This is a genomic window from Flavobacterium sp. LC2016-12, assembly GCF_015351595.1.
GTDB lineage: Bacteria > Bacteroidota > Bacteroidia > Flavobacteriales > Flavobacteriaceae > Flavobacterium.
Window position 1 is genome coordinate 133,542 of the sequence record NZ_JADKPT010000002.1, and the last position, 25,566, is coordinate 159,107.

Here is a 25,566-nt window from a genome sequence, read left to right on the forward strand (position 1 = left end):
AAACAGATGTCGCAATAATATTGAAATTGACATTGCCATTGGATTTTGAAATTTGAAATTGATAAAAATATGTTTGTAGCACCAATAAATACCGAGTCCTTATTAGCAGAAGCTCAGGCAGAGACTTTATATCTCAACCTGATCGAACAAATCAACAAGGATTTTAATTTAGCCAATGAAGGAATCGATTTTCCGTTAAGTATTTCTCCAGACGAATTAAAAATTCAGCTACACGAAAAAATCTATCGAATGATTCAGTACAAATTCGCTGAATATTTGAACCTCCTTTACATTATAGATGTTTCTGAAATCGAAATAAAAAAACTAGACGGTTCAGATTTGGTGATTCTTGCCGAACAGGTTTCATTTTTGATTTTAAAAAGAGAATGGCAGAAGGTTTGGTTTCGGAAGAATTTTAAGTAGAAGGTTCTAAGTTACTGAGATGCTAAGGTTTTTTTTAGATTAAATCTTACTCCAGTTAAAAAACTTAACATTTCCTTTGTGTTTTATATCTTCTTCGTCATTTCCGTGAATTGGAAGATACATATCTTCTTCCAAAACAAACATTTTCTGGTTATTTAAAATTCCATCAATTTCTTCTGTTAATTTATTTAATTCTTCAAGTAAATTATTCCCTGCAGATGCACCGATATGAATATGCCAATCACATTTACTTTCATGGTTTTCAAAACCAAGTGTTAATTCCAAATTATAAGTCGCAATCCATAAAGATCTACTCCCACTTATACTTTTGATGGAACAGTCGAACGAATGATCTTCTTTAAAATCAATATTTTCTAAAAATTCAGAATGATTATCTTTTAAATAATTTAAAACTATATTCGAATATAAAACCTGATTCATGGTATTTTTATTATTAAAACCTTAGCAACTTAGCTCCTCAGAACCTTAGCCCCTCTTAAAAATACGCTCTCACAAAAGGCATAAATCCAGAACCGTAAAGACTTTTATTCGGATTATACAAAACATCGTAGCGAGCACCAATCGTTACATTTCCAGTTCTGTAACCAGCACCAAGATACAAGGCGGTGTTCCAAAAATCATCAGAATAAGCAGGGAAATTATAGCTTGCTTCATATTCTGCATTGACTCTCACCTGCTCTAATTCGGCAGAGAGTTGAAGTTGCGGAATTGGATTTACATAGGTTAGAAAACTTGCTCCGTACACAAAAGATTCATAATAATTCTTTTGATATAAATAACCAAATTGCAATCCAACACCCAGAGATACAATCTCATTAACATTATAAATTGCACTTGGCATTACAGAAATATCGGTATATCCAGATCCAAATCCAAGACCTAATCCACCTCCGAACTGAACTTTATCCCAAAAATCATTGTGGTTGTTTATAACATAGTTTTGCTGGGCACTTGCATAACTAGAAAAAAAGACTGTCATAATCACAAAAAAAGATTTGAAAACGATTGAAATTTGATTTTTCTTCATAGTTAGATCTATTTTTAACAAATTTTTACGTAAAAGTACGTAAAAAAAAGATTTAAATAAATGTGATTGTTGTACTTTTGCCATTCTATTTAACAAAAAGTATATTCACTAATATTATGGATAGGTTTTCATTTTTAAATGCAGCGCATACAGAGTTTTTCGCACAATTATACGATCAATATTTAGTTAACCCAGACAGCGTTGAGCCTAGCTGGAGAAGTTTTTTTCAAGGTTTCGACTTTGGACAAACAACTTATAATGACGAAAATCCGGTTCAGCAGATTGTTGAATATGTGACTAGCGACAACACAGATTACAGCAAAGTTTCAGAAAAACTTCAAAAAGAATTCAACGTATTAAAATTAATCGATGGTTACCGTACGCGCGGGCATTTGTTCACAAAAACAAATCCGGTGCGTGATCGTAGAACTTCATCTCCAACTTTAGACATTGAGAATTTCGGATTAACAACTGCTGATCTTTCAACAGTTTTTGATGCGGCTAAGACTATCGGAGTTGGACCTTCTACTTTACAGGATATCGTAACGCGTCTTAAATCGATTTACTGCCAACATATTGGAATTGAATATATGTACATCAGAAATCCTGGTGTTGTAAAATGGATTCAGGATAAATTAGCAGTTAATGTTAACCAGCCTAATTTTTCTACAGAAGAAAAGAAAACCATCTTAAATAAATTAAACGAAGCAGTTTCTTTCGAGAACTTCTTACACACTAAATATGTTGGACAAAAACGTTTTTCACTAGAAGGTGGAGAATCTATTATTCCAGCTTTAGATGCTTTGATCGAGCAAGCTGCTGAAAAAGGTGTTGAACAATTCGTAATGGGAATGGCACACCGTGGTCGTTTGAACGTTTTGGCAAACATCTTCGGAAAATCTACTCAGGATATTTTTGGTGAGTTTGACGGTAAAGATTACGATCAGGAATATTTTGATGGTGACGTAAAATACCACTTAGGTCTTACGGCTGACAAAAAAACAAGATCAGGAAAAAGCATTAATATCAATTTAGCACCAAACCCTTCACACTTAGAAACGGTTGGAGCTGTAATTGAAGGAATTACAAGAGCAAAACAAGATAAATATTATGCTGACGATTTCTCTAAAGTATTACCTATCGCCGTTCACGGAGATGCTGCAATTGCAGGACAAGGTATCTTATATGAAATCATTCAGATGGCTCAGCTTGACGGTTACAAAACTGGAGGAACAATCCACATTGTAATTAATAACCAGGTTGGTTTTACTACAAACTATTTAGACGCTCGTTCTTCTACTTATTGTACAGACGTTGCCAAAGTAACATTATCTCCAGTATTACACGTAAATGCTGATGATGCTGAAGCTGTGGTACACGCAGTATCTTTTGCATTAGACTACAGAATGCAATTTGGACGTGACGTATTTATCGATTTGTTAGGATACAGAAAATACGGTCATAACGAAGGTGACGAACCTCGTTTCACTCAGCCTGTTTTATATAAAATCATCGCAAAACATAAAAATCCAAGAGATATTTATGCTGAGAAATTATTGTCTGACGGCGTAATCGATGCTTCTTATGTAAATGCTTTAGAAAAAGAATACAAATCTAATATGGAAGAGAATTTAGAAGCTTCCCGTAAAAAAGATTTGACAATTATAACACCATTCATGAAAAACGAATGGGATGGATTTGTTCAGGTAACGGATACACAAATGCTTCAAAAAGTAGACACTACTTTTGACAAAAAAGGATTGGATTCTATCATCAATACAATCTCAACTTTACCGTCTGACAAGAAATTCATCAACAAAATAACCAAAATTGTTACGGATAGAAAAGCAGGATACGACAACAATACTATTGACTGGGGAACAGCTGAAGCATTAGCTTACGGTTCTCTTTTGACAGAAGGATTTGATGTTCGTATTTCAGGTCAGGACGTAGAGCGTGGTACTTTCTCTCACCGTCATGCAGTAGTTAAAGTGGAAGATTCTGAAGAAGAAGTAATTCTATTAGATGCTATCGAAAACAAAAAAGGAAAATTCGGTGCTTTCAACTCTCTTTTATCTGAGTACGGCGTTCTTGGTTTTGATTATGGATATGCACTAGCTAATCCAAATGCATTAACGATTTGGGAAGCACAATTTGGAGATTTCTCTAATGGAGCTCAAATTATGATTGACCAATATATTTCATGTGGTGAAGACAAATGGAACAACCAAAATGGTATTGTTTTATTACTACCTCACGGATATGAAGGACAAGGTGCAGAACACTCTTCTGCAAGAATGGAACGTTACTTACAACTTTGTGCGAGACAAAATATGTACGTTGCAGATTGTACAACGCCAGCTAACTTCTTCCACTTGTTGAGAAGACAAATGAAAACAAATTTCCGTAAACCTTTGGTAGTTTTCTCTCCAAAAAGTTTATTGCGTGACCCAAGATGCGTTTCTACAGTAGAAGAATTAGCAACAGGAAGTTTCCAGGAAACTATTGACGATAATACAGTAGATAAAAAAGCAGTAAAAACTTTAGTTTTTGTTACAGGTAAATTCTACTATGACATTGTTGCTGAAAGAGAAAACAACGGAAGAAATGATGTTGCAGTTGTTCGTATCGAGCAATTATTCCCTTTACCAGTGGAACAATTAAAAGAAATTATTGCTAAATACCCAAATGCTGATGATTATGTTTGGGCACAAGAAGAGCCTAAAAACATGGGAGCTTACAGCTTTATGTTAATGAACTTCGATCTTGTAAAATGGAGATTAGCTTCATTAAAAGCTTATGCTGCTCCGGCATCAGGAAGTTACACAAGAGCTAAACGTCGTCATGCAGATGCGATTAGAATGGTTTTCGATAAAGATTTATTCAGATAAAAAAATGTTTCAAGTTTCAGGTTTTAAGTGTAACAACTTGAAACCTGAAACCATAAAAACCTTAAACAAAAAATAAGATGATTTTAGAAATGAAAGTCCCATCACCAGGGGAATCAATAAAAGAAGTTGAAATTGCAACTTGGTTAGTAAAAGACGGAGATTATGTAGAGAAAGATCAGGCTATTGCTGAAGTAGATTCAGATAAAGCTACTCTTGAATTACCTGCTGAAATGAGCGGTATCATTACGCTTAAAGCTGAAGAAGGTGATACAGTAGCAGTAGGCGCTGTAGTTTGTTTAATTGACACAGATGCAGCAAAACCTGCGGGGGACGCTCCAGCAGCTCCTGCGGCTGAAGCTCCAAAAGCTGAGGCTCCAAAGGCAGAAGTAAAAGCTGAAGCTCCAAAAGCAGCTCCGGCACCGGCAGCAGCAACAAGTTATGCAGCTGGAACTCCATCTCCTGCAGCAAGAAAAATATTAGACGAAAAAAATATAGCACCAGCAACAGTTTCAGGAACTGGTAAAGGTGGAAGAATCACAAAAGACGACGCTGTAAACGCAGTACCTTCTATGGGAACTCCAACAGGAGGAAGCCGTGGATCTGAGCGTACAAAATTATCGATGTTACGTCGTAAAGTAGCGGAGAGATTAGTTGCTGCTAAAAACGAAACAGCAATGTTGACTACTTTCAATGAAGTTAACATGACACCAATCAACCAAATTCGTAATGAATACAAAGATGCATTCAAAGCGAAACATGGTGGTTTAGGTTTAGGTTTCATGTCATTCTTTACAAAAGCAGTTACAAGAGCTTTAGAATTATACCCAGATGTTAACTCAATGATGGATGGTGATTACAAAATCGCTTACGATTTTGCTGATATCTCTATCGCAGTTTCAGGACCAAAAGGATTAATGGTTCCTGTTGTTCGTAACGCTGAATTATTAACTTTCCGTGGAATTGAAGCTGAAATTAAAAGATTAGCTTTAAGAGCTCGTGACGGTCAAATTACTGTTGACGATATGACTGGTGGAACTTTCACTATTACAAACGGTGGAGTTTTTGGAAGTATGTTGAGTACTCCAATCATCAACCCTCCTCAATCAGGAATTTTAGGAATGCACAACATTATCGAGCGTCCAATCGCTGTAAACGGTAAAGTTGAAATTCACCCAATGATGTATGTTGCACTTTCTTACGATCATAGAATTATTGACGGACGTGAGTCTGTTGGTTTCTTGGTTGCTGTAAAAGAAGCTTTAGAAAATCCAGTAGAATTATTGATGAACGGCGATGCTAAACGTGCTTTAGAATTGTAATTTTCAAATAATTTTCAATTTATATAAAAAAACCTGCTCAAATTATGAGTAGGTTTTTTTATACCCAAATTCAAGAAAACTTACTTAGAATAAATAAAAATAACTTGTTTTGTTTAGATTCTTAACTTAGATTTGCACTATTAAAATTTATTCTAAATAATAGTCACACGTTTTAAATTTTTAATCATGATAACAATTGCAAGTCTTATCGTTTTTTTAGCTTTTTATACTTTGTATTACACGTCAAAAAGAGCGGCTTTATCATATGATTTAGGTTTTGAAAAATGGATGCAAAAGAATCCAAGGCAAACTAAAATCACGGGACTCTTGCTTCTTTTATCTGCTTATTCCGTTTGGCTTTTTACACAATCATTGTGTTGCGGTACTTTCATGTTTTTTATTCAGCTAATGACTATTGGTAGTTTGATTATTATATTAAAACCTCTAAAAAAAGTAAATAGCATTGCTCTTTTATTGTTATTTATAATTATTGCCTTATTAGAATTTTACTATTACTAAATTATTCTTAAGCTCTCTATGCCAGCAAATCCAAAATATTTAACCCAATCTAAATGGCAACGTTTTGCCAAAATTACTGCTGCGATTCTAGGAGGCTATTTTGTCTCTGTTACTTTTCATTTAGCACTCGCTTCATGGTTTAATCGTGCAAACATATTAATGACGATGGCTTTTAGTGGCTTTATCCTTTGGGTTGCTTTAATGGTTGTCGCTTTTCTTGCAAAAAGCGGGTGGAAGATTTGGGGTATTTATATTCTTCTAACGCTAGTTTTTTCTCTTTTCATTTACTTGGGTCAAACCTATAATCCAACGGCACAATAAGCATGAGCAATCGTAATTATAATATCTACTTTCATACACATACCGTTAGCGGAATCGTTATTAGTGTTGTGCTATTTGTAATTTTCTTTGCAGGATCTTTTTCTTTTTTTAGAGATGAAATCATCAATTGGGAAAGAAGTGAATCTACCGCTATCACTAAAGAAATTCAATTAGATTACAACGCAACTTTGCAAAAGCTTGATAAAGAATATGTATTGCACGGAAGAAATATTACCATTTCTAAACCAAGTAATGAAAGAAGGGTTGCCATTTATATGGAAGGTACCAAAGATACTTTGGCTCCAGCCAAACAAAAAGAAGGTTCCTTTTTTTATCTTGATACTAAAAACTTCAAAACTTTTACCTACGAAGAATCATATTCGCTCGGTGAGTTTTTATACAGATTGCATTTCCTGGCGCAAGTTCCGTATCCTGTAGGTTATTATCTTTCGGGATTTGTAGCTTTATTTTTCTTATTTGCAATTGTTACCGGCGTTTTATTACACTGGAAAAAAATTGTTTCCAACTTTTATGTTTTCCGTCCAAAAGAAAAATTAAAAACATTGTGGACAGATGCTCACACCGCTTTAGGAATGATTGGATTACCTTTTCAATTTGTTTATGCTGTGACCGGAGCTTTTTTTATGATTAAACTTCTAATCGTGGCTCCCGCTGTAATGGCATTATATAAAGGAGATCAGGATAAATTATATAAAGAATTAGAATACAACGATCCTGATTATAAATTTGAAAATAAAAAACTAGCCAATCCTTTTAACATTGATCAACTCGTTGCAAAAGCAAAAAGCAATTGGTCTGATTTTGAAATTACACGTGTTTTCATTCAAAATTACGGCGATGCTAACATGCATGTTTTAGTGGAAGGTGAAATACCAAACCACAAAAAATTTACCGGAATTGGAAAAGTAGTTTACCGAATTGCCGATGGAAAAGAAATTGCAAAGAAAAATCCAGTAACTGATAACAATTATCTGGATGTTGTGAAAAATGTTTTGTACAAAATTCATTTTGGTGATTATGGCGGTTATGCTCTAAAAATAGTCAGCTTCATTTTAGGAATTATTACTTGTTTTGTGATCATTTCAGGTGTTATGATTTGGTTAGTGGCAAGACAAAAAAACAATATGCCAGAAAAGAAAAGACGTTTCAATGCAGGTGTAGTTCGTGTTTATTTGGCTATCTGTTTGAGCATGTATCCAATCACCGCGCTTGCTTTTATCGTTACCAAAATATTTTACCCATTAACTCAGAATAATCTTTATACTGTTTATTTTGTGGGATGGTTAATCCTGACATTCTTTTTTATACTTAAAAAGAATGATGCCTTTACCAATAAATTTTGCCTGATTTCCGGCAGCATATTAGGTTTCTTAATCCCGATTACAAACGGAATCGTTTCAGGAAATTGGTTCTGGACTTCTTTTATGGAAAACAAAATTCAGGTTTTCTTTATTGATGTTTTCTGGATTGTTCTGGCTTCAATATCGTTTTACGTGGCTTATCATTTAAAACCAAAAAAAGAAGTACTTATTGAAAAATAAGTAAAATAATTTGCCCTTAATTGATTTAGCGCATACTTTTACGCTTTTATTCAAAAATGGGTTTCAAAAAACAAATACGTTTTCTACATAAATGGCTCGGATTAATTTCCGGGCTTATTGTTTTTATAATAAGTGTTACCGGTTGTATCTTTTGCTTTCATGATGAAATAAAAGATATTACAAGAAAAGAATGGCGATTTGTTGAACCTCAGAACAAATCTTTTTTGATGCCTTCTGTTTTACAGCAAAAGGCAAAAGAAATACTTCCTGAAAATACAGCAAGTATGGTTTCGTATTACGGAATAAATCGGTCTGCGATTGTCTATACGTACTCTGATACTGAAAATTTGTACCTGTATTTCAATCCATATACAGGAAAATATTTAAAAACCGAAAATCCAAAAACTGACTTTTTTATTATTGTTGAATACATTCATTTGTATTTACTCCTGCCCGATTATATTGGAAAACATATTATTGGTGGAGCAACCATCATCTTTATTTTATTATTAATCTCCGGAATTATTCAATGGTGGCCCAAACGAAAATATGATATCAAAAGAAGTTTCACCGTTAAATGGTCCGCAAAATGGCGTCGTGTAAACTACGACTGGCATAATACTTCTGGTTTTTACATTTCGCTTATTGCACTTATTCTTGCCATAACAGGTTTAACCTTTACCTACGAATGGGTTGGTGATGGCATTTATAAAACATTCAATTTTGGCGGAGACAAAGCTGAAGAAACCAAATCACCAGTAATTGACACTACAAAATTTAAAACAAATAGTATAACTGCAGTTGATCGTGCTTTTATTGAAACTGCAAAATTGCAACCAAAAGCCGAAATGTTTTTTGTTTTGCTTCCGCAGAAAAAAGGGGACATAATTAGTACTGGAGCTTATCCTCACACTTTAAGATACGACCACCAAAGCAATTACTATTTCCATCCGCTTGACGGAAAACTGCTTCAGAGTGATCCATATGATCAAAAAAGTTTAGGACTCCAGGTTGTCGAAATGAATTACGGAATCCATACAGGACAAATTCTGAATTTACCCGGAAAAATTATTGCTTTTATAGTAAGTTTAATTGCGGCAGCTCTTCCTGTATCCGGTTTTATAATCTGGTATGGAAGAAGAAAAAAAAGCTGCAAAAAATTAAAGGCATAAAAAAAACCGCTTATAAAAAGCGGTTCTTTAAATGTATCTTAGAAATTACTTTAGTTTCTATCAGCTAAAGCATTTTTCTGTAAGTTTTTAACTGAGCTGACTTTGCTATTTTCATAAGCAACTTCGCTTAAAGTATTTTCATTAAAGAAAATCCATTTCCCAGTTTTCAATCCGTCTGTATATTCTCCCACGGCAATTTTATTACCTTTATTATCATAAGATACCCAAACGCCATCCAGTTTACCGTCCTTAAAGAAACCTTCTTGTTGTACTTTACCATTTTCATGGTAATAAGTAGCTTTTACTTTATTTCCAACAGCTTCTAATTCTGGTTTTACCTCTTGTGCAACTAAAATTCCAGAGAACATCATTGCAACTAAAATCACACATTTTTTCATATCTTTAGGTATTAATGTTATCAAATCGTTATCAAATATAGTTAATAGTTTACATTAAACAAACTTTTACTTAACAATTTGGTAACATTGAATAAAAACTTAACATTGGAGATTTCCTAAAAACAAAAAAACCAACGCCGAAGCATTGGTTTTACTGGGATTTTATAAAAATTATAAAATTACTATATCGTTATAATTTCATACAAAAATTAGTTCAATAATGTGTCTAATTGTGTTTGAAGTTCTGGAGATGAAGGTCTTGCCGCATTAGCGTCCACAATGTTACCTTTTGGATCTATCAAAATAAATCTGGGAATTCCTGTTACATTATAACTGGTTACAAAAGCAGATTTCCATTCATTATCTGAGAAAAGCTGAATACCTCCAAGTTGCTTGTCCGTTACAAATTTTTGCCATTTATCATGATCTTTTGGAGTATCAACAGAAACGCTTACAAATTCAATATTTTTCCCATGATATTTTTCTTCAACTTTTTGAAGAAAAGGAATCTCTGCTCTACAAGGTCCACACCATGTTGCCCAAAGATCAATGTAAACATATTTTCCTTTTAAATCTGAAAGTTTGGTTTTTCCTCCTTTATGGTTCTCATAATCAAAATCTGGTGATGGCGTATTGTTCATTTTTGCCATTTCCTGTGCTTGTTTGCGATATTCTGCAATTTCAGCTACCGCACGAACACCATTTTCAGTTTCAATTTTTACAAATTCAGGATCTAATTTTTTATTATTTAATCGAGCCAGATCAGCAGTCTTTTTTTCTTCAACCAATTTATTGAAAGAAGCATCATCTAATGTTAAAACTGAGTCATTATATAATTTTTCATCGGCTAAAATACGTTGTGCCAAAATATTGTTTTCTAAACTTCCTTTACCGGTATACACAATGGACTCATCAAATTGCTTGGCATCCATTTTCAATTTGATATCATATCCGTTTTTCAAAAATAATTCCGTCGATTCAACTCCATCTGACAAACGGCTCCTTCCTCCATCAACAATCAAAGTATCTTTAAAAATGCCTTTTGCATTAACATTAATTGTTTTTACAATTTTTCCATTATTGATAATCTTAATAACATCACCATTTCTATTGGCAATATTGGCTTCAAAAGTGACATATTTTTTAGATTGTCCAACAACATTTAATGTACTGAAAAGGACAAGACCGGCAATAAAAAGTTTCTTCATAGGTATTTAAAGTTTGTTTTTAGTATTCCAAATCTAAAGAAATTACTAGTCCTAATTTTAACAATTAACAAAATATTTCAAATTAATACACATCTAGTTGCACACTTTCTATATTAATTTGAATTTTGTGTTTACTTTTGCAGTCTAAAATTTTGATCATGTATAGAAGTCATAATTGTGGTGAGTTAAACGCCTCAAATATTAATACGGAAGTTACACTAGCGGGTTGGGTTCAAAAATCACGCGATAAGGGATTTATGAATTGGGTTGATTTACGCGACCGTTACGGAATTACACAACTTATTTTCGACGAAAGTCGTACTGATAAAACTGTTTTTGAACTAGCTAAAACACTAGGAAGAGAATTTGTAATTCAGGTAAAAGGAACTGTTATTGAGCGTGAAGCCAAAAACAAAAATATTCCGACTGGTGAAATCGAAATTTTAGTTTCTGAATTAAACATTTTAAATGCAGCTTTAACACCTCCATTTACAATTGAAGATGAAACAGATGGCGGAGAAGACATCAGAATGAAATACCGTTATTTAGATATCAGAAGAAATCCTGTGAAAAACAGTTTATTATTCCGTCATAAAGTAGCGATGGAAGTTCGTAAATATCTATCTGATTTAGATTTCTGCGAAGTTGAAACCCCTTATTTAATTAAATCTACTCCTGAAGGAGCAAGAGATTTCGTTGTACCAAGCCGTATGAACGAAGGACAATTTTATGCATTGCCACAATCTCCACAAACTTTCAAACAATTATTGATGGTAGGTGGAATGGATAAATATTTCCAAATTGTGAAATGTTTCCGTGATGAAGATTTACGTGCAGACCGTCAGCCTGAGTTTACACAAATCGATTGCGAAATGGCATTTGTGGATCAAGAAGATATTTTGAATGTTTTTGAAGGATTGACAAGACATTTACTAAAAGAAATTAAAGGTATTGAAGTAGATAAATTTCCAAGAATTACCTACGAATATGCTATGAAAACATACGGAAATGACAAACCGGACATTCGTTTTGGAATGGAGTTTGGTGAGTTAAACGAGTATGCACAACACAAAGATTTTCCGGTATTCAATGCTGCAGAATTGGTAGTAGGGATCGCTGTTCCGGGAGCAGGAAATTATACACGTAAAGAAATTGACGGTTTAATTGACTGGGTTAAGCGCCCACAAGTTGGAGCATCAGGAATGGTTTATGCAAAATGCAATGACGATGGAACTTTCAAATCATCTGTAGATAAATTTTATGATCAGGACGATTTAGGACAATGGGCAAAAATTACAGGTGCAAAACCTGGTGACATGATTTTTGTACTTTCCGGACCGGCAAACAAAACACGCGCACAACTTTCAGCACTTCGTATGGAATTGGCAACTCGTTTAGGATTACGTAATCCTGAAGAATTTGCTCCATTATGGGTTGTAGATTTCCCATTATTGGAACTTGATGAAGAAAGTGGACGCTACCATGCAATGCACCACCCGTTTACATCTCCAAAACCAGAAGACATGCAATTATTGGAAACTGAACCAGGAAAAGTTCGTGCCAATGCTTATGATATGGTTTTAAATGGAAATGAAATTGGAGGAGGATCAATTCGTATTCACGACAAAGCGACACAACAATTAATGTTCAAATATTTAGGATTTACGGAAGAAGAAGCAAAAGCACAATTCGGTTTCTTAATGGATGCTTTCCAATTTGGAGCACCACCACACGGAGGATTAGCATTTGGATTGGACAGACTTGTTGCTATTTTAGGAGGACAGGAAACTATTAGAGATTTCATTGCTTTCCCAAAAAACAATTCAGGACGTGATGTAATGATTGATGCGCCTGCAACAATTGATGATGCTCAACTAAAAGAATTACATATTAAAGTTGATATTCAATAAAATTCTACAGAGTTTCAAAATACAAAACTGCAATTATCTTTTTAGTTGCAGTTTTTTTTTATTTCTCTTTTGTGATTTTGACAAATTCTTAAAAACTATAACAAACAAGAGCCTTTGTAATAATTACTACTAAATAATTGAACAAATTAAGATAATTGTCAAAATGACCTTAAAGTCAGGTTAATTTTTCTTAGTTCGTTTACTAGAATTAATGATTCTCAAATAAAGCACAGCTGTATAGGATTTGATGCAATATAAATAGCGAAAAGACTGTGAATCAATAATTTTTACAAAAAATTAACACCTTATTGTCTTTTGTATGAATTTATATCTTACATTTGCTTCATTATAAATTATTATTACAATTACAATGCGTACAGGTACAGTAAAATTTTTCAATGAATCTAAAGGTTATGGATTCATTACAGACGAAGAAACAGGAAAAGATATCTTCGTTCACGCTTCAGGAATTAACGCGGAAGAATTACGCGAAGGTGACCGTGTAAGCTATGAAGAAGAAGAAGGAAGAAAAGGGAAAGTTGCTGCTAAAGTAGCAGTAATCTAAGAAAAATATAGCAATTTATTTTTTTTGCCTCTGAATGGTTTTAAGAACGTCCCGAAGTATCGGGACGTTTTTTTTGCTCAAATCTTAAAAAAATATTAAAATTTGAGATTGTTATTTATAATCAATAAAAATTAGACACAAACACCGTTTCTCAACATACTTAAATCATTTTTTATCTTGTGATTTACATAGTTGAAAGTTATCTTTGTGGCTTATTCTTTAAGTAAAAACCCTAAGTTTATGCAATCTGATCAATACAGTTACATTCCTATTTTAATGCAGTTCATTTTAGCTGTTGGTTTTGTGGTAGGAACAATCATAATTTCTGGAAAATTAGGACCAAAAAGAACCTCAGAAGTTAAAGACAAAAACTTTGAGTGCGGTATCGAATCTGTTGGTAATGCCCGTATTCCGTTTTCAGTAAAATACTTCCTGGTAGCTATTTTGTTCGTATTATTTGATGTAGAGGTAATTTTTCTTTACCCTTGGGCAGTAAACTTCAAGGAATTAGGAATGGAAGGAATGCTAAAAATGATTGTTTTCATGGCACTTCTTTTAGTTGGTTTTTTCTATATCATCAAAAAGAAAGCTTTAGACTGGGAATAAGAAATTTTTAGATTTCAGATCTTAGATTTTAGATTGATTTAGAATTTTAGATTTGAAACACAGTTTCTCAAAATATAATATTGACTTTTAAAATATTGATTTCGATATACAAGATTTATAAAATCAGAAATCTAAAATCTAAAATAAAATGAGCGATTCAAATGTAAATATGGTTGCGCCGCCGGAAGGAGTTGTAGGAGAAGGTTTCTTCGCTACAAAACTAAATGACGTTGTAGGTTTAGCAAGAGCCAATTCATTATGGCCATTACCTTTTGCAACTTCATGCTGTGGTATCGAATTCATGGCTACAATGGCTTCACACTACGATTTAGCACGATTTGGTTCTGAGCGTGTGAGTTTCTCTCCTCGTCAGGCCGATATGTTAATGGTAATGGGAACTATTTCTAAAAAAATGGCGCCTATTTTAAGACAGGTTTACGAACAAATGTCTGAGCCTCGCTGGGTAATTGCAGTTGGAGCTTGTGCTTCATCAGGTGGAATCTTCGATACTTATTCTGTTTTACAAGGAATTGACAAAGTAATTCCGGTTGACGTTTACGTTCCAGGATGTCCTCCAAGACCAGAACAAATTGTTGATGGAGTAATGAAACTTCAGGAATTGGTAAGAAGCGAATCTGTTAGACGCAGAAGCTCTCCAGAATACCAAGAATTACTAGCTTCATATAATATTTCATAAGATGGCCTTAGAAAATACCCTGATTCAAGACAAACTTACAGAAACATTTGATTCAAGTGTTTTTAACTTTCAACAAGAAAGAGATATTTTTTCAATAGAAACAACAGCAGATAAAATCACTGCTTTAATTCTTTTTTTGAAAAACGATTCTGATTTACGTTTTCACTTTTTAACTGATTTATGTGGAATTCACTATCCGGACAACGAAACAGATCGTCAGTTCGCTATAGTATATCATTTGCACAACTGGTACGAGAACAAACGTATCAGAATCAAAGTATACCTTAATGGTGAAAAACCAGAGATAAAAACCATTTCAAATATTTTCTTAAGTTCAAACTGGATGGAAAGAGAAACTTACGATTTCTTCGGAATTAACTTTATTGGACATCCGCAATTGAAACGTATTTTGAATATGGACGAAATGATCTCTTTCCCAATGCGAAAAGAATTCCCAATGGAAGACAGCGGAAGAACGGATAAAGACGACAGATTCTTTGGAAGAACAACAACAAATTGCTAAAAAATAAATAATTCAACATTATAAAATGTCAGAACTATTATTACCACCAGAGCATCGATATGCTAAAATAATAAAGGAGAAACTAAACGAAGACGGAAGCGAGCTTTCAGTACTGAATTTAGGTCCAACACACCCAGCAACACACGGTATTTTTCAGAATATCTTATTGATGGATGGTGAAAGAATTCTTGAGGCTGAACCAACTATTGGTTATATCCACAGAGCATTCGAAAAAATTGCCGAAAATCGCCCTTTCTATCAAATTACGCCTCTTACAGACCGTATGAACTATTGCTCCTCTCCTATTAATAATATGGGATGGTGGATGACCTTAGAAAAATTGTTGAATATTGAAGTTCCTAAAAGAGCGCAATATTTAAGAGTTATCGTAATGGAATTGGCTCGTATTACAGACCACTTAATCTGTAACTCGATTTTGGGTGTAGATACTGGTGCCTATACTGGTTTCTTATACGTTTTTCAATTTAGAGAAAAAGTTTACGAAATCTACGAAGAAATTTGTGGAGCTCGTTTAACAACAAATATGGGAAGAATTGGTGGTTTCGAAAGAGATTGGTCACCAGAGGCTTTCCGCAAACTAGAAGTGTTTTTAAGAGATTTTCCTGTCGCTTGGCAAGAATTTGAAAACTTATTCGAAAGAAACAGAATTTTCCTTGACAGAACTGTAAACGTTGGTGCGATCTCAGCAGAGCAAGCAATGGCTTACGGATTTACAGGTCCAAATTTACGTGCTGCCGGAGTTGATTATGACGTTCGTGTTGCACATCCTTATTCATCTTACGAAGATTTCGATTTTATTGTTCCGGTTGGAAAATCAGGTGATACTTATGATCGTTTCTGTGTTCGTAATGCTGAAGTTCGTGAAAGTTTAAGCATCATTCGTCAGGCTTTAGATAAAATGCCAGCCGGAAATGAATATCACGCAGAAGTTCCTGATTACTACCTTCCTCCAAAAGAAGATGTTTACACTTCAATGGAATCTTTAATTTATCACTTTAAGATTGTAATGGGAGAAGTTCCTGTACCAGTTGCAGAAATCTACCACCCGGTTGAAGGAGGAAATGGAGAATTAGGATTTTACTTAGTTACTGACGGAAGCAGAACTCCATATAGATTACATTTCAGAAGACCTTGCTTTATTTATTACCAGGCATATCCTGAAATGATTAAAGGCGCTTTATTATCAGATGCAATTGTTATCCTTTCAAGTTTAAATGTTATTGCAGGAGAGTTAGACGCCTAAAGATTGCAGATTCTAGAGTTTAAATTGCAGATTGAAAAATCTAAAATTTAAAATCAGAAATCTAAAATTAAAAAAGATTGCAGAATGCTGATTCTAGATACAGATTGAAAAATCTAAAATCTAAAATCTAAAATCCAAAATAAGAATGGAAAGAAAACATTACAAACAAGAAATAAACATGACTGAAGCATTGATGACTCGCATCAATGAATTGATCAGTCATTATCCTGAAGACAAAAGAAAATCAGCTTTGTTGCCTGTTTTGCACGAAGTGCAGGATGCGCATGATAACTGGTTGAGCACTGAGTTGCAGGATAAAGTTGCTGAAATTTTGCACATCAAACCAATTGAGGTTTACGAAGTGGTTACTTTTTATACCATGTACAACCAAAAACCAATTGGAAAATACATGTTCGAATTCTGCCAGACTTCTTGTTGTTGTTTGAATGGTGCTGAAAATTTAATGGATTATACTTCTGAAAAATTAGGCATTAAGATGGGAGAAACAACTCCAGACGGAATGTTTACTATTGCCGGAGTAGAATGTTTAGGTGCTTGCGGATATGCTCCGATGATGCAGTTAGGCGATTTCTACAAAGAAAAATTGACAGAAGAAAAAATCGATCAGTTAATCGCTGATTGTAGAGATGATAAAATAATATTACACGATAAATAAGATGTCACAGAAAATATTATTAGATAAAATCAATGTTCCGGGTATTAAAACCTACGAAGTATATCGCCAAAATGGTGGTTATGCTTCTGTAGAAAAAGCTTTGAAAACACTTACGCCAGATGAAGTTGTTGAAGAAGTAAAAAAATCAGGACTTCGTGGCCGTGGTGGTGCGGGTTTCCCTGCCGGAATGAAATGGAGTTTTATTGATAAAAAATCAGGTAAACCAAGACACTTAGTTTGCAATGCCGACGAGTCTGAACCTGGAACTTTCAAAGATCGTTATTTGATGGAATTTATTCCTCACTTATTGATCGAAGGAATGATTACTTCAAGTTTTGCCTTAGGCGCTAACCTTTCGTATATCTACATTCGTGGAGAATATATGTGGGTTTTCAAAATTTTAGAAAGAGCAATCGCCGAAGCAAAAGCTGCCGGTTGGTTAGGAAAAAATATATTAGGAACAGGTTACGATTTAGAATTACATGTTCACTGTGGAGCCGGAGCTTACATCTGTGGAGAAGAAACTGCACTTATTGAGTCATTGGAAGGTAAAAGAGGAAATCCTCGTATTAAACCACCTTTCCCAGCGGTTTCCGGACTTTGGGCAAACCCAACAGTAGTAAACAATGTAGAGACTATTGCAGCTGTGCCTTGGATCATCAACAACTCTGGAGATGATTACGCAAAAATCGGAATTGGTCGTTCAACTGGAACTAAATTAATTTCTGCTTCGGGACACATTAAAAATCCAGGAGTTTATGAAATTGAATTAGGATTAAGTGTTGACGAGTTCATGAATTCTGATGAGTATTTAGGCGGAATGTCTTCTAGCAGACCTTTGAAAGCGTTTGTTCCAGGAGGATCTTCAGTGCCAATTTTACCAGCTGAATTGATTTTCAAAACAGCTAATGGTGAAGACAGATTAATGACTTACGAATCTTTAAGTGATGGTGGTTTTGCTACCGGATCAATGTTAGGTTCTGGAGGATTTATCGTTTATAACGACACTGCTTGTGTAGTAAGAAACACCTGGAATTTTGCACGTTTTTACCACCACGAATCTTGCGGACAATGTACACCTTGTCGTGAAGGAACTGGTTGGTTAGAAAAAATCTTGTGGAGAATTGAAAACGGTCAGGGCCGTGAAGAAGATATTGAATTATTGTGGAGTATTCAAAGTAAAATCGAGGGTAACACAATTTGCCCACTTGGCGACGCAGCTTCCTGGCCAGTAGCAGCAGCGATCCGTCACTTTAGAGATGAATTTGAATATCACGTTCGTTTCCCTGAAAAAATTAAACACAGAGATCATTTTGTTGCTGAACCTTTCTCGCAAGTGAAACATTTGGTAGGCGGTAAAGTAATCGTATAAAGAAATATAAAGCAGAAAGTTATAAAGTTAATAATATAAAAAGGACAGCAAATCTTTTAAATATTCCGACTTTCAACATTCAAATCAATAAGAGATGAAAGTAACCATAGACGGTCAAAGTATAGACGTAGAGCCAGGAACAACGATCCTGCAGGCTGCACGTATGATTGGTGGAGATTTGGTACCCCCAGCCATGTGCTATTACTCAAAATTAAAAGGCAGCGGCGGAAAATGTCGTTGTTGTTTAGTTGAAGTTTCTAAAGGTAGTGAAGCTGACCCAAGACCAATGCCAAAATTAATGGCATCTTGTGTAACAGGATGTATGGACGGAATGGAAGTAAACAGTAAATCTTCTGACAGAGTAACGGAAGCCCGTAAATCTGTAACAGAATTTTTATTGATCAATCACCCACTTGACTGCCCAGTTTGTGATCAGGCCGGAGAATGTGATCTTCAAAATTTAAGTTTCGAACACGGAAATCCAAAATCACGTTTTATTGAAGAAAAAAGAACATTTGAACCAGAAGATATTGGTCCAAATATTCAACTACATATGAACCGTTGTATTCTATGCCAAAGATGTGTACAAGTTGCAGATCAATTGACAGACAACAGAGTTCACGGAGTATTAGATCGTGGAGATCACGCTAATATTTCAACAGGAATTTCAAAAGCTATCGATAATGAATTCTCTGGAAATATGATTGACGTTTGCCCAGTTGGTGCATTAACTGATAAAACTTTCCGTTTCAAATCGAGAGTTTGGTTCAACAAGCCATATAATGCACACAGAGAATGTACAACTCCGGGATGTTGTGGAAAAACTACCGTTTGGATGTTTGGAGGAGAAATTCAACGTGTAACAGGTCGTAAAGATGAGTACCATGAAGTGGAAGAATTCATCTGTAACTCTTGTCGTTTTGATCACAAAAATGTGAATGACTGGGTTATTGAAGGACCAAGAGAATTCGAAAAAGATTCTGTTATCAACCAAAATAACTACACTCAAAAATTAGAGAAAGTAGAAATTGATACTGAAAAAACTATCCTTATGGGTAGAGATATTGACCGTAAAAAAATTAGTATGGCTGAAATTCCATTAAACACTAACAACAAAATTTCTTAATGATGGTAGATGGTACGTTTATTATAGAGAAAAGTGTTGTAATTGTGGTGGTCTTTGCTATAACAATGATTATGGCGATGTATTCTACCTGGGCTGAACGTAAAGTTGCGGCTTTTCTTCAGGACCGTGTAGGACCAAACCGTGCGGGATGGGGAGGTTTATTACAACCACTTGCTGATGGTATGAAATTATTCTCAAAAGAAGAATTTGAGCCAAATACACCTAATAAATTTTTATTCGTTGTTGGTCCGGCAATTGCCATGAGTACGGCTTTGATGACAAGCGCTGTAATTCCATGGGGAGACAGACTTCATGTTTTTGGACGTGATGTTCTTTTACAGGCAACAGATGTAAATATTGCTTTATTATATGTTTTCGGAGTAATTTCTGTTGGAGTTTATGGAATAATGATTGGTGGATGGGCTTCAAACAATAAATTCTCTTTAATGGGAGCTGTTCGTGCGGCATCACAGATGGTTTCTTATGAAGTTGCTATGGGATTATCAATGATTGCATTATTGATGATGACTGGAACTTTAAGCCTAAAAGAAATTTCGGAGCAGCAAGCTGGAATGAACTGGAATGTTTTTTATCAGCCATTATCTTTCTTAATTTTCCTGATTTGTGCTTTTGCAGAAACAAACAGAACACCTTTCGATTTAGCAGAATGTGAATCTGAGTTGATTGGTGGATATCATACTGAATATTCATCCATGAAAATGGGATTCTATTTATTTGCTGAGTATGCAAATATGTTTATCTCTGCCACCATTATATCTGTATTGTTTTTTGGAGGATACAATTATCCAGGAATGCAATGGATGGTAGAAAATGTAGGTGTTAATATCGCTAACGTTTTAGGAATTGCAGTATTGTTTGCTAAAATATGTTTCTGGATCTTTTTCTATATGTGGGTGCGTTGGACAATTCCAAGATTTAGATATGACCAATTAATGAACTTAGGATGGAAAATTTTAATTCCGCTTTCGATCATTAATATTATGATTACAGGAGTTGTAATTTTAAGACATGATATCGCAGCATACTTAGGATTTTAATAACTGAGCCCTAGCTCTGCTAGAAGCGGTATCCTTTTACGGTGGTCCCGATAGCTATCGAGATTCAAATTAAAAATAAAATAGATTTTGGATTTGATTTAACCATCAAATTATGAATCGTAAATCATACATTAAAAAATGTCAATAGAAACTATATCATTATCGGGTAGAAAAAAGATGGTCTCGAACAAAGAGATGACTTTTTGGGAGCGATTGTATCTTGTGGCGATTGTGAAAGGATTGCTTATTACACTTAAGCACCTTTTCAGAAAAAAAGTAACCATTCACTATCCTGAACAAGTACGTGAAATGAGTCCGGTTTATCGCGGTCAACACCAGTTGAAACGCGATGAACAAGGTCGTGAAAACTGTACTGCTTGTGGATTATGTGCTTTATCATGCCCTGCAGAAGCAATCACTATGAAAGCTGCTGAACGCAAACCAGATGAAAAACATTTATACAGAGAAGAAAAATATGCTGAGATTTACGAAATCAACATGTTAAGATGTATTTTCTGTGGCCTTTGCGAAGAAGCTTGTCCAAAAGACGCTATCTATTTGACAACTTCAAAAGTGTTGGTTCCTTCTAGTTATGAAAGAGAAGATTTCATTTTTGGAAAAGACAGATTAGTGATGCCTCTTGATGTGGCGATCAAAAATGCTCAACTTAATAATGCTAACTAAATGATACATATTCCTGATTTTGCACACGCAACAACTGTACAAATTATATTTTGTTTCTTAGCGTTTATTACGGTGATTACCGCATTTTTGACCATTTTTAGTAGAAATCCAATTCATAGTGCTATTTATTTAGTAATCTGTTTCTTTTCAATTGCTGGTCATTATTTATTATTAAACTCTCAATTTTTGGCTATCGTACATATTATAGTCTATTCGGGGGCGATTATGATTTTGTTCCTGTTCACGATCATGTTAATGAATTTAAACGAGCGCCATCAGGTTCACAGACCTAGAATTACACGTTTGGGCGCTATTGTTTCTTTCTGTTTAATTGTTATTGTATTGATTACAATTTTCATCAATTCTAAACCAATTGTTGGAGAATATGATTCGACTGGAGAAGATTTTCAATCTATTAAGGTTTTAGGTAAAATATTATTGAACGAATATATGGTTCCGTTTGAATTTGCTTCGATTTTACTTTTAGTAGCCATGATTGGAACAGTATTATTGTCTAAAAAAGAAAAATTAAATAAATAATGGGTAATATATTAAATCAAATAGGTATTGAAAACTACATCTTTTTAAGTGTTGTACTTTTTTGTATTGGTGTTTTTGGTGTATTGTACAGACGAAATGCTATTATCGTTTTCATGTCTATCGAAATCATGTTGAATGCAGTTAACCTTTTATTTGTTGCTTTTTCAACGTATCATCAAGATGCACAGGGACAAGTTTTTGTGTTCTTTTCGATGGCAGTTGCTGCAGCAGAAGTTGCGGTAGGATTGGCCATTCTGGTTTCTATTTTTAGAAATTTAGGCTCAATTAGTATCGATAATTTAAAAAATTTAAAAGGATAAATGGAAATGGATACCAATTTAGCTTTAGTCTTAGTTTTATCTCCTTTTTTAGGATTTTTAATCAATGTTTTTTTCGGGAAAAGCTTAGGAAAAACCGTTTCGGGTATTATCGGAACAGTTGCCGTAGCAGTTTCTTTTGTGGTTACTCTTATACTTTTTAATCAAATTACTTCAACTGGAAAAGCCATTCAGGTAACTTTATTTGACTGGATCCAGATCAGTAATCTTCATATTGATTTAGGATTTTTATTAGATCAACTCTCTGTTCTTTGGTTGCTTTTTGTAACCGGAATTGGATCATTGATTCACTTATACTCTATCAGTTACATGCACGACGATGAGAATATGCATAAGTTTTTTGCGTATTTGAATCTGTTCATATTCTTCATGATTACATTGGTAACCGGAAGTAACTTATTAGTATTATTTATTGGATGGGAAGGCGTTGGACTTTGTTCGTACTTATTAATTGGATTCTGGCATAAAAACCAGGATTACAATGATGCTGCGAAAAAAGCTTTCATCATGAACAGAATTGGAGATTTAGGTTTATTAATCGGAATGTTCATTCTTGGTGCAATGTTTTCCACCTTAGATTATGCAACTTTAAAAACGGCGATTGCCGGAGCGACAAATCTAAACATACCTTTACTTTCGTTAGCAGCTTTATGTTTATTTATTGGAGCTTGTGGTAAATCAGCTCAAATTCCGTTATACACCTGGTTACCTGATGCGATGGCTGGACCAACTCCGGTTTCTGCCTTGATTCACGCAGCGACGATGGTTACTGCAGGTATCTTTATGGTAACGAGATTAAACTTTGTTTTTGATTTAGCGCCAGACGTTCAGACTGTAATTGCTATTGTTGGAGCTATAACTTCATTAGTTGCTGCAACAATTGGTTTGGTTCAGACTGACATTAAAAAAGTATTGGCCTACTCTACTGTTTCTCAATTAGGATTAATGTTTTTAGCCTTAGGATTCGGTGCTTATGAAGTAGCCGTTTTTCACGTAATTACACATGCTTTCTTTAAAGCTTGTTTGTTCTTAGGATCAGGATCTGTAATTCACGGATTGCACGGAGAGCAAGATATGCGTAAAATGGGTGGTTTGCGTAAAGCAATGCCAATCACTTTCTGGACTATGTTGATTTCATCATTAGCGATTTCAGGTGTGCCATTTTTCTCTGGTTTCTTCTCTAAAGATGAAATTTTAATGACTGCTTTTCACCACAGTATTCCACTTTACGTTATTGGATCTGTTGCTTCAATCATGACGGCATTTTATATGTTCCGATTGATGTTCCTTACTTTCTTTAAAGATTTTAGAGGAACTGAAGAGCAAAAACATCATTTACACGAAAGTGACGGATTAATTACTTTCCCATTAATGATATTAGCTTTGTTAGCCACTTTTGGAGGTCTTATTAGTCTTCCTGGAAACAGCTGGTTAAATGAATATATGGCTCCTCTTTTCACGAAAGTAGCCGGAGAAGAGCACCATTTAGGCACAACAGAATATACTCTTATGGGAGTTGCTGTTTTAGGTGGATTGATCGGTATCTTGATTGCATATATTAAATATTTCAAACAAGATAATGTTCCTGAAGCTGACGAAAACATTACTGGTTTAACCAAGGTTTTATATAACAAATATTATGTAGACGAAATTTACGATGCAATATTTGTACGCTCTATAAATGGATTGTCAAAATTCTTTAGAGACTATGTTGAAACTGGTTTATCTGCAGTTGTTTTCGGATTAGGCAAAGTGACTAATGAACTGGCTTTTCAAGGTAAAAAATTACAAAACGGAAGTATCGGATTATATCTGTTTGCTTTTGTTTTGGGTCTTTGTGCCATTATTTCCTATATATTTTTAGCTCAATAATTTTATAACTATGAACGTTTCTCTTATATTAATTATTCTTTTAATTGGTGCATTTGTCACTTATTTTGCTGGCGATAAACTAGCATCAAAAGTAGCTTTGTTCTTTAGTTTGGCAGCTTTGGGCTGTTCGGTTGTCTTGTTAAATAATTTTTGTGCTGGTGAAAACATCAGTGTAATTAATGCGTGGATTACACAACCTAAAATTTCATTTGCTTTAAATGCTGATGGATTGGCAATTGCTATGCTTTTATTGACTGTAGCTTTAACGCCAATTATTATATTCTCTTCTTTTGGGAATGAATATAAAAACGCTAAAGCTTTTTATGCTTTAATTTTATTTATGGCTTTTGCTATGACAGGAACTTTCCTTGCTGCAGATGGTCTTTTATATTATATTTTCTGGGAATTAGCTTTAATTCCAATTTACTTTATTGCACTTATTTGGGGTAATGGTGATGCTGAAGAACGCAGAAAAGCGGTAGTTAAATTCTTCATCTATACACTTGCCGGTTCATTGTTCATGCTAGTAGCTTTCATTTACTTATACCAAAAAGCTGGAAGTTTCTTAATCGAAGATCTATACAAAGTTAATTTGTCGCAAACAGAAGAAATCTGGATTTTTATGGCTTTTTTCTTGGCTTATGCTATTAAAATTCCTATAATTCCTTTCCATACATGGCAGGCAAACGTGTACCAAAAAGCGCCAACTGTCGGAACTATGCTTTTATCTGGTATCATGTTAAAAATGGGATTGTACAGTGTTATTCGCTGGCAATTACCAATTACAGCCAATGCAGCAATTGAATACAAAAATATTTTTATCGCTTTAGGAATTGCCGGAGTTATTTACGGATCAATCGTTGCCTTAAGACAAAAAGATTTAAAGAAATTATTAGCCTATTCTTCTCTTGCTCACGTTGGATTAATCGCTGCGGGAACTTATACGTTAACTGTTGACGGTTTACGTGGAGCTGTTCTACAAATGATCGCTCACGGTTTTGTTGTAGTTGGATTATTCTACGCAGCTGAAATCATTTATAGAAGATATGAAACAAGAAACATTTCAGAAATGGGTGGTATCCGCACACAGTCGCCAAAATTCACTTCTATGTTTTTAATTTTGGTTTTAGCTTCTGTAGCTTTGCCAGGTACTTTTAACTTCGTTGGAGAATTTACGGTTTTGTATAGTCTTTCTCAAATCAATATTTGCTTCGCTGTTTTAGGTGGAACAACTATTATTTTAGGAGCTTATTATATGCTTAAGATGTTTCAGGGTGTAATGTTGGGAGAAACGAATTCGAAAACTTTTGCAGATGTAACTGTTAATGAAGGAATCTCATTAGTAGTAATTATAGCTGTTTTAATTTTCTTTGGATTTTATCCAAAACCAATTACAGATTTGATTACACCAAGCTTAGAAACGATTTTGAACGTTATCAATAAAAATTAATATTTTAAATAAAAATAAATTAGG

General features: G+C 34.4%; 26 protein-coding genes. 22 read left to right on the forward strand and 4 right to left on the reverse strand.

Translation table 11 applies throughout. The features are described from left to right. The first annotated feature begins 69 nt into the window (after window positions 1-69). Window positions 70-423, forward strand: coding sequence for a hypothetical protein (locus IRZ99_RS05015; protein WP_194656231.1), 354 nt, complete (start codon window positions 70-72; stop codon window positions 421-423). A 39-nt stretch (window positions 424-462) separates the two neighbouring features. On the opposite strand, the gene IRZ99_RS05020 is transcribed toward IRZ99_RS05015, so the two are convergent. Beyond that, a complete protein-coding gene (locus IRZ99_RS05020; RefSeq protein WP_194656232.1) occupies window positions 463-864 on the reverse strand; it encodes a hypothetical protein in 402 nt (133 codons plus the stop codon). Between the two features lie 55 nt (window positions 865-919). Beyond that, a complete protein-coding gene (locus IRZ99_RS05025) occupies window positions 920-1,471 on the reverse strand; it encodes a hypothetical protein (protein ID WP_194656233.1) in 552 nt (183 codons plus the stop codon). A 116-nt stretch (window positions 1,472-1,587) separates the two neighbouring features. Between IRZ99_RS05025 and IRZ99_RS05030 the strand changes: the two genes are divergently transcribed. From IRZ99_RS05030 to IRZ99_RS05055, 6 genes are all read left to right on the forward strand, one after another. Continuing rightward, window positions 1,588-4,362 (forward strand): 2-oxoglutarate dehydrogenase E1 component, encoded by a 2,775-nt coding sequence (locus IRZ99_RS05030; protein WP_194656234.1) that lies wholly within the window; start codon window positions 1,588-1,590, stop codon window positions 4,360-4,362. 77 nt (window positions 4,363-4,439) lie between these two features. Next, window positions 4,440-5,681 carry a 2-oxoglutarate dehydrogenase complex dihydrolipoyllysine-residue succinyltransferase gene (odhB, locus tag IRZ99_RS05035; protein ID WP_194656235.1) on the forward strand — a complete coding sequence of 414 codons (1,242 nt, stop codon included), beginning with the start codon at window positions 4,440-4,442 and terminating at the stop codon, window positions 5,679-5,681. A gap of 186 nt (window positions 5,682-5,867) precedes the next feature. Continuing rightward, entirely contained in the window at window positions 5,868-6,200 is a 333-nt protein-coding gene (locus tag IRZ99_RS05040; protein ID WP_194656236.1) for a hypothetical protein, read from the forward strand. A gap of 18 nt (window positions 6,201-6,218) precedes the next feature. Next, entirely contained in the window at window positions 6,219-6,521 is a 303-nt protein-coding gene (locus IRZ99_RS05045) for a hypothetical protein (RefSeq protein WP_194656237.1), read from the forward strand. A 2-nt stretch (window positions 6,522-6,523) separates the two neighbouring features. Then, on the forward strand, window positions 6,524-8,083 hold the full coding sequence (locus tag IRZ99_RS05050) for a PepSY domain-containing protein (RefSeq protein WP_194656238.1): 1,560 nt from the start codon (window positions 6,524-6,526) through the stop codon (window positions 8,081-8,083). Window positions 8,084-8,139: 56 nt separating this feature from the next. Then, complete coding sequence (locus IRZ99_RS05055) at window positions 8,140-9,255, forward strand: PepSY domain-containing protein (RefSeq protein ID WP_194656239.1); 1,116 nt, start codon at window positions 8,140-8,142, stop codon at window positions 9,253-9,255. A 50-nt stretch (window positions 9,256-9,305) separates the two neighbouring features. Here IRZ99_RS05055 and IRZ99_RS05060 read toward each other — a convergent pair whose 3' ends face one another. Continuing rightward, window positions 9,306-9,653 carry a toxin-antitoxin system YwqK family antitoxin gene (locus tag IRZ99_RS05060; RefSeq protein ID WP_194656240.1) on the reverse strand — a complete coding sequence of 116 codons (348 nt, stop codon included), beginning with the start codon at window positions 9,651-9,653 and terminating at the stop codon, window positions 9,306-9,308. Between the two features lie 209 nt (window positions 9,654-9,862). Then, entirely contained in the window at window positions 9,863-10,861 is a 999-nt protein-coding gene (locus IRZ99_RS05065; RefSeq protein WP_194656241.1) for a TlpA disulfide reductase family protein, read from the reverse strand. A 158-nt stretch (window positions 10,862-11,019) separates the two neighbouring features. Between IRZ99_RS05065 and aspS the strand changes: the two genes are divergently transcribed. From aspS to IRZ99_RS05140, 15 genes are all read left to right on the forward strand, one after another. Then, window positions 11,020-12,771: an aspartate--tRNA ligase gene (aspS, locus tag IRZ99_RS05070; protein WP_194656242.1), complete on the forward strand. Its 1,752-nt coding sequence runs from the start codon at window positions 11,020-11,022 to the stop codon at window positions 12,769-12,771. 370 nt (window positions 12,772-13,141) lie between these two features. Then, window positions 13,142-13,336, forward strand: coding sequence for a cold-shock protein (locus IRZ99_RS05075; RefSeq protein WP_007137066.1), 195 nt, complete (start codon window positions 13,142-13,144; stop codon window positions 13,334-13,336). Window positions 13,337-13,576: 240 nt separating this feature from the next. Then, window positions 13,577-13,942 carry an NADH-quinone oxidoreductase subunit A gene (locus tag IRZ99_RS05080; protein WP_026982602.1) on the forward strand — a complete coding sequence of 122 codons (366 nt, stop codon included), beginning with the start codon at window positions 13,577-13,579 and terminating at the stop codon, window positions 13,940-13,942. 148 nt (window positions 13,943-14,090) lie between these two features. After that, window positions 14,091-14,639, forward strand: a complete 549-nt coding sequence (locus tag IRZ99_RS05085; RefSeq protein WP_029271568.1) for an NADH-quinone oxidoreductase subunit B — start codon at window positions 14,091-14,093, stop codon at window positions 14,637-14,639. 1 nt (window position 14,640) lies between these two features. After that, entirely contained in the window at window positions 14,641-15,162 is a 522-nt protein-coding gene (locus tag IRZ99_RS05090) for an NADH-quinone oxidoreductase subunit C (protein WP_072970198.1), read from the forward strand. Between the two features lie 25 nt (window positions 15,163-15,187). Next, a complete protein-coding gene (locus IRZ99_RS05095) occupies window positions 15,188-16,426 on the forward strand; it encodes an NADH-quinone oxidoreductase subunit D (protein ID WP_194656243.1) in 1,239 nt (412 codons plus the stop codon). 145 nt (window positions 16,427-16,571) lie between these two features. Beyond that, window positions 16,572-17,102 (forward strand): NAD(P)H-dependent oxidoreductase subunit E, encoded by a 531-nt coding sequence (locus IRZ99_RS05100; protein ID WP_026982598.1) that lies wholly within the window; start codon window positions 16,572-16,574, stop codon window positions 17,100-17,102. Between the two features lies 1 nt (window position 17,103). Further along, window positions 17,104-18,474 carry an NADH-quinone oxidoreductase subunit NuoF gene (nuoF, locus tag IRZ99_RS05105; RefSeq protein ID WP_194656244.1) on the forward strand — a complete coding sequence of 457 codons (1,371 nt, stop codon included), beginning with the start codon at window positions 17,104-17,106 and terminating at the stop codon, window positions 18,472-18,474. 94 nt (window positions 18,475-18,568) lie between these two features. Further along, entirely contained in the window at window positions 18,569-19,600 is a 1,032-nt protein-coding gene (locus IRZ99_RS05110; RefSeq protein ID WP_026982595.1) for a 2Fe-2S iron-sulfur cluster-binding protein, read from the forward strand. After that, complete coding sequence (nuoH, locus tag IRZ99_RS05115) at window positions 19,600-20,658, forward strand: NADH-quinone oxidoreductase subunit NuoH (RefSeq protein WP_194656245.1); 1,059 nt, start codon at window positions 19,600-19,602, stop codon at window positions 20,656-20,658. Before IRZ99_RS05110 ends, nuoH begins: the two co-directional genes overlap by 1 nt. A gap of 138 nt (window positions 20,659-20,796) precedes the next feature. Next, window positions 20,797-21,342: an NADH-quinone oxidoreductase subunit I gene (locus IRZ99_RS05120; RefSeq protein ID WP_026982593.1), complete on the forward strand. Its 546-nt coding sequence runs from the start codon at window positions 20,797-20,799 to the stop codon at window positions 21,340-21,342. Beyond that, window positions 21,343-21,882 carry an NADH-quinone oxidoreductase subunit J gene (locus IRZ99_RS05125; protein ID WP_035747761.1) on the forward strand — a complete coding sequence of 180 codons (540 nt, stop codon included), beginning with the start codon at window positions 21,343-21,345 and terminating at the stop codon, window positions 21,880-21,882. Next, window positions 21,882-22,202, forward strand: coding sequence for an NADH-quinone oxidoreductase subunit NuoK (gene nuoK / locus IRZ99_RS05130; RefSeq protein WP_026982591.1), 321 nt, complete (start codon window positions 21,882-21,884; stop codon window positions 22,200-22,202). Before IRZ99_RS05125 ends, nuoK begins: the two co-directional genes overlap by 1 nt. Window positions 22,203-22,208: 6 nt before the next feature. Next, window positions 22,209-24,092 (forward strand): NADH-quinone oxidoreductase subunit L, encoded by a 1,884-nt coding sequence (nuoL, locus tag IRZ99_RS05135; protein WP_194656246.1) that lies wholly within the window; start codon window positions 22,209-22,211, stop codon window positions 24,090-24,092. A 10-nt stretch (window positions 24,093-24,102) separates the two neighbouring features. Next, window positions 24,103-25,542 carry a NuoM family protein gene (locus IRZ99_RS05140; protein WP_194656247.1) on the forward strand — a complete coding sequence of 480 codons (1,440 nt, stop codon included), beginning with the start codon at window positions 24,103-24,105 and terminating at the stop codon, window positions 25,540-25,542. Window positions 25,543-25,566: the final 24 nt, after the last annotated feature.

Coding starts and splice junctions, on each gene's coding strand:
- IRZ99_RS05125 (WP_035747761.1), top strand. CDS start 21,343: ATGATACATATTCCTGATTTTGCACACGCAACAACTGTACAAATTATA.
- IRZ99_RS05075 (WP_007137066.1), top strand. CDS start 13,142: ATGCGTACAGGTACAGTAAAATTTTTCAATGAATCTAAAGGTTATGGA.
- IRZ99_RS05140 (WP_194656247.1), top strand. CDS start 24,103: ATGAACGTTTCTCTTATATTAATTATTCTTTTAATTGGTGCATTTGTC.
- IRZ99_RS05085 (WP_029271568.1), top strand. CDS start 14,091: ATGAGCGATTCAAATGTAAATATGGTTGCGCCGCCGGAAGGAGTTGTA.
- IRZ99_RS05065 (WP_194656241.1), bottom strand. CDS start 10,861: ATGAAGAAACTTTTTATTGCCGGTCTTGTCCTTTTCAGTACATTAAAT.
- IRZ99_RS05025 (WP_194656233.1), bottom strand. CDS start 1,471: ATGAAGAAAAATCAAATTTCAATCGTTTTCAAATCTTTTTTTGTGATT.
- IRZ99_RS05095 (WP_194656243.1), top strand. CDS start 15,188: ATGTCAGAACTATTATTACCACCAGAGCATCGATATGCTAAAATAATA.
- IRZ99_RS05060 (WP_194656240.1), bottom strand. CDS start 9,653: ATGAAAAAATGTGTGATTTTAGTTGCAATGATGTTCTCTGGAATTTTA.
- IRZ99_RS05120 (WP_026982593.1), top strand. CDS start 20,797: ATGTCAATAGAAACTATATCATTATCGGGTAGAAAAAAGATGGTCTCG.
- IRZ99_RS05100 (WP_026982598.1), top strand. CDS start 16,572: ATGGAAAGAAAACATTACAAACAAGAAATAAACATGACTGAAGCATTG.
- IRZ99_RS05050 (WP_194656238.1), top strand. CDS start 6,524: ATGAGCAATCGTAATTATAATATCTACTTTCATACACATACCGTTAGC.
- IRZ99_RS05055 (WP_194656239.1), top strand. CDS start 8,140: ATGGGTTTCAAAAAACAAATACGTTTTCTACATAAATGGCTCGGATTA.
- IRZ99_RS05045 (WP_194656237.1), top strand. CDS start 6,219: ATGCCAGCAAATCCAAAATATTTAACCCAATCTAAATGGCAACGTTTT.
- IRZ99_RS05090 (WP_072970198.1), top strand. CDS start 14,641: ATGGCCTTAGAAAATACCCTGATTCAAGACAAACTTACAGAAACATTT.
- nuoK (WP_026982591.1), top strand. CDS start 21,882: ATGGGTAATATATTAAATCAAATAGGTATTGAAAACTACATCTTTTTA.
- IRZ99_RS05080 (WP_026982602.1), top strand. CDS start 13,577: ATGCAATCTGATCAATACAGTTACATTCCTATTTTAATGCAGTTCATT.
- nuoF (WP_194656244.1), top strand. CDS start 17,104: ATGTCACAGAAAATATTATTAGATAAAATCAATGTTCCGGGTATTAAA.
- IRZ99_RS05110 (WP_026982595.1), top strand. CDS start 18,569: ATGAAAGTAACCATAGACGGTCAAAGTATAGACGTAGAGCCAGGAACA.
- nuoH (WP_194656245.1), top strand. CDS start 19,600: ATGATGGTAGATGGTACGTTTATTATAGAGAAAAGTGTTGTAATTGTG.
- IRZ99_RS05030 (WP_194656234.1), top strand. CDS start 1,588: ATGGATAGGTTTTCATTTTTAAATGCAGCGCATACAGAGTTTTTCGCA.
- IRZ99_RS05015 (WP_194656231.1), top strand. CDS start 70: ATGTTTGTAGCACCAATAAATACCGAGTCCTTATTAGCAGAAGCTCAG.
- IRZ99_RS05020 (WP_194656232.1), bottom strand. CDS start 864: ATGAATCAGGTTTTATATTCGAATATAGTTTTAAATTATTTAAAAGAT.
- aspS (WP_194656242.1), top strand. CDS start 11,020: ATGTATAGAAGTCATAATTGTGGTGAGTTAAACGCCTCAAATATTAAT.
- IRZ99_RS05040 (WP_194656236.1), top strand. CDS start 5,868: ATGATAACAATTGCAAGTCTTATCGTTTTTTTAGCTTTTTATACTTTG.
- odhB (WP_194656235.1), top strand. CDS start 4,440: ATGATTTTAGAAATGAAAGTCCCATCACCAGGGGAATCAATAAAAGAA.
- nuoL (WP_194656246.1), top strand. CDS start 22,209: ATGGATACCAATTTAGCTTTAGTCTTAGTTTTATCTCCTTTTTTAGGA.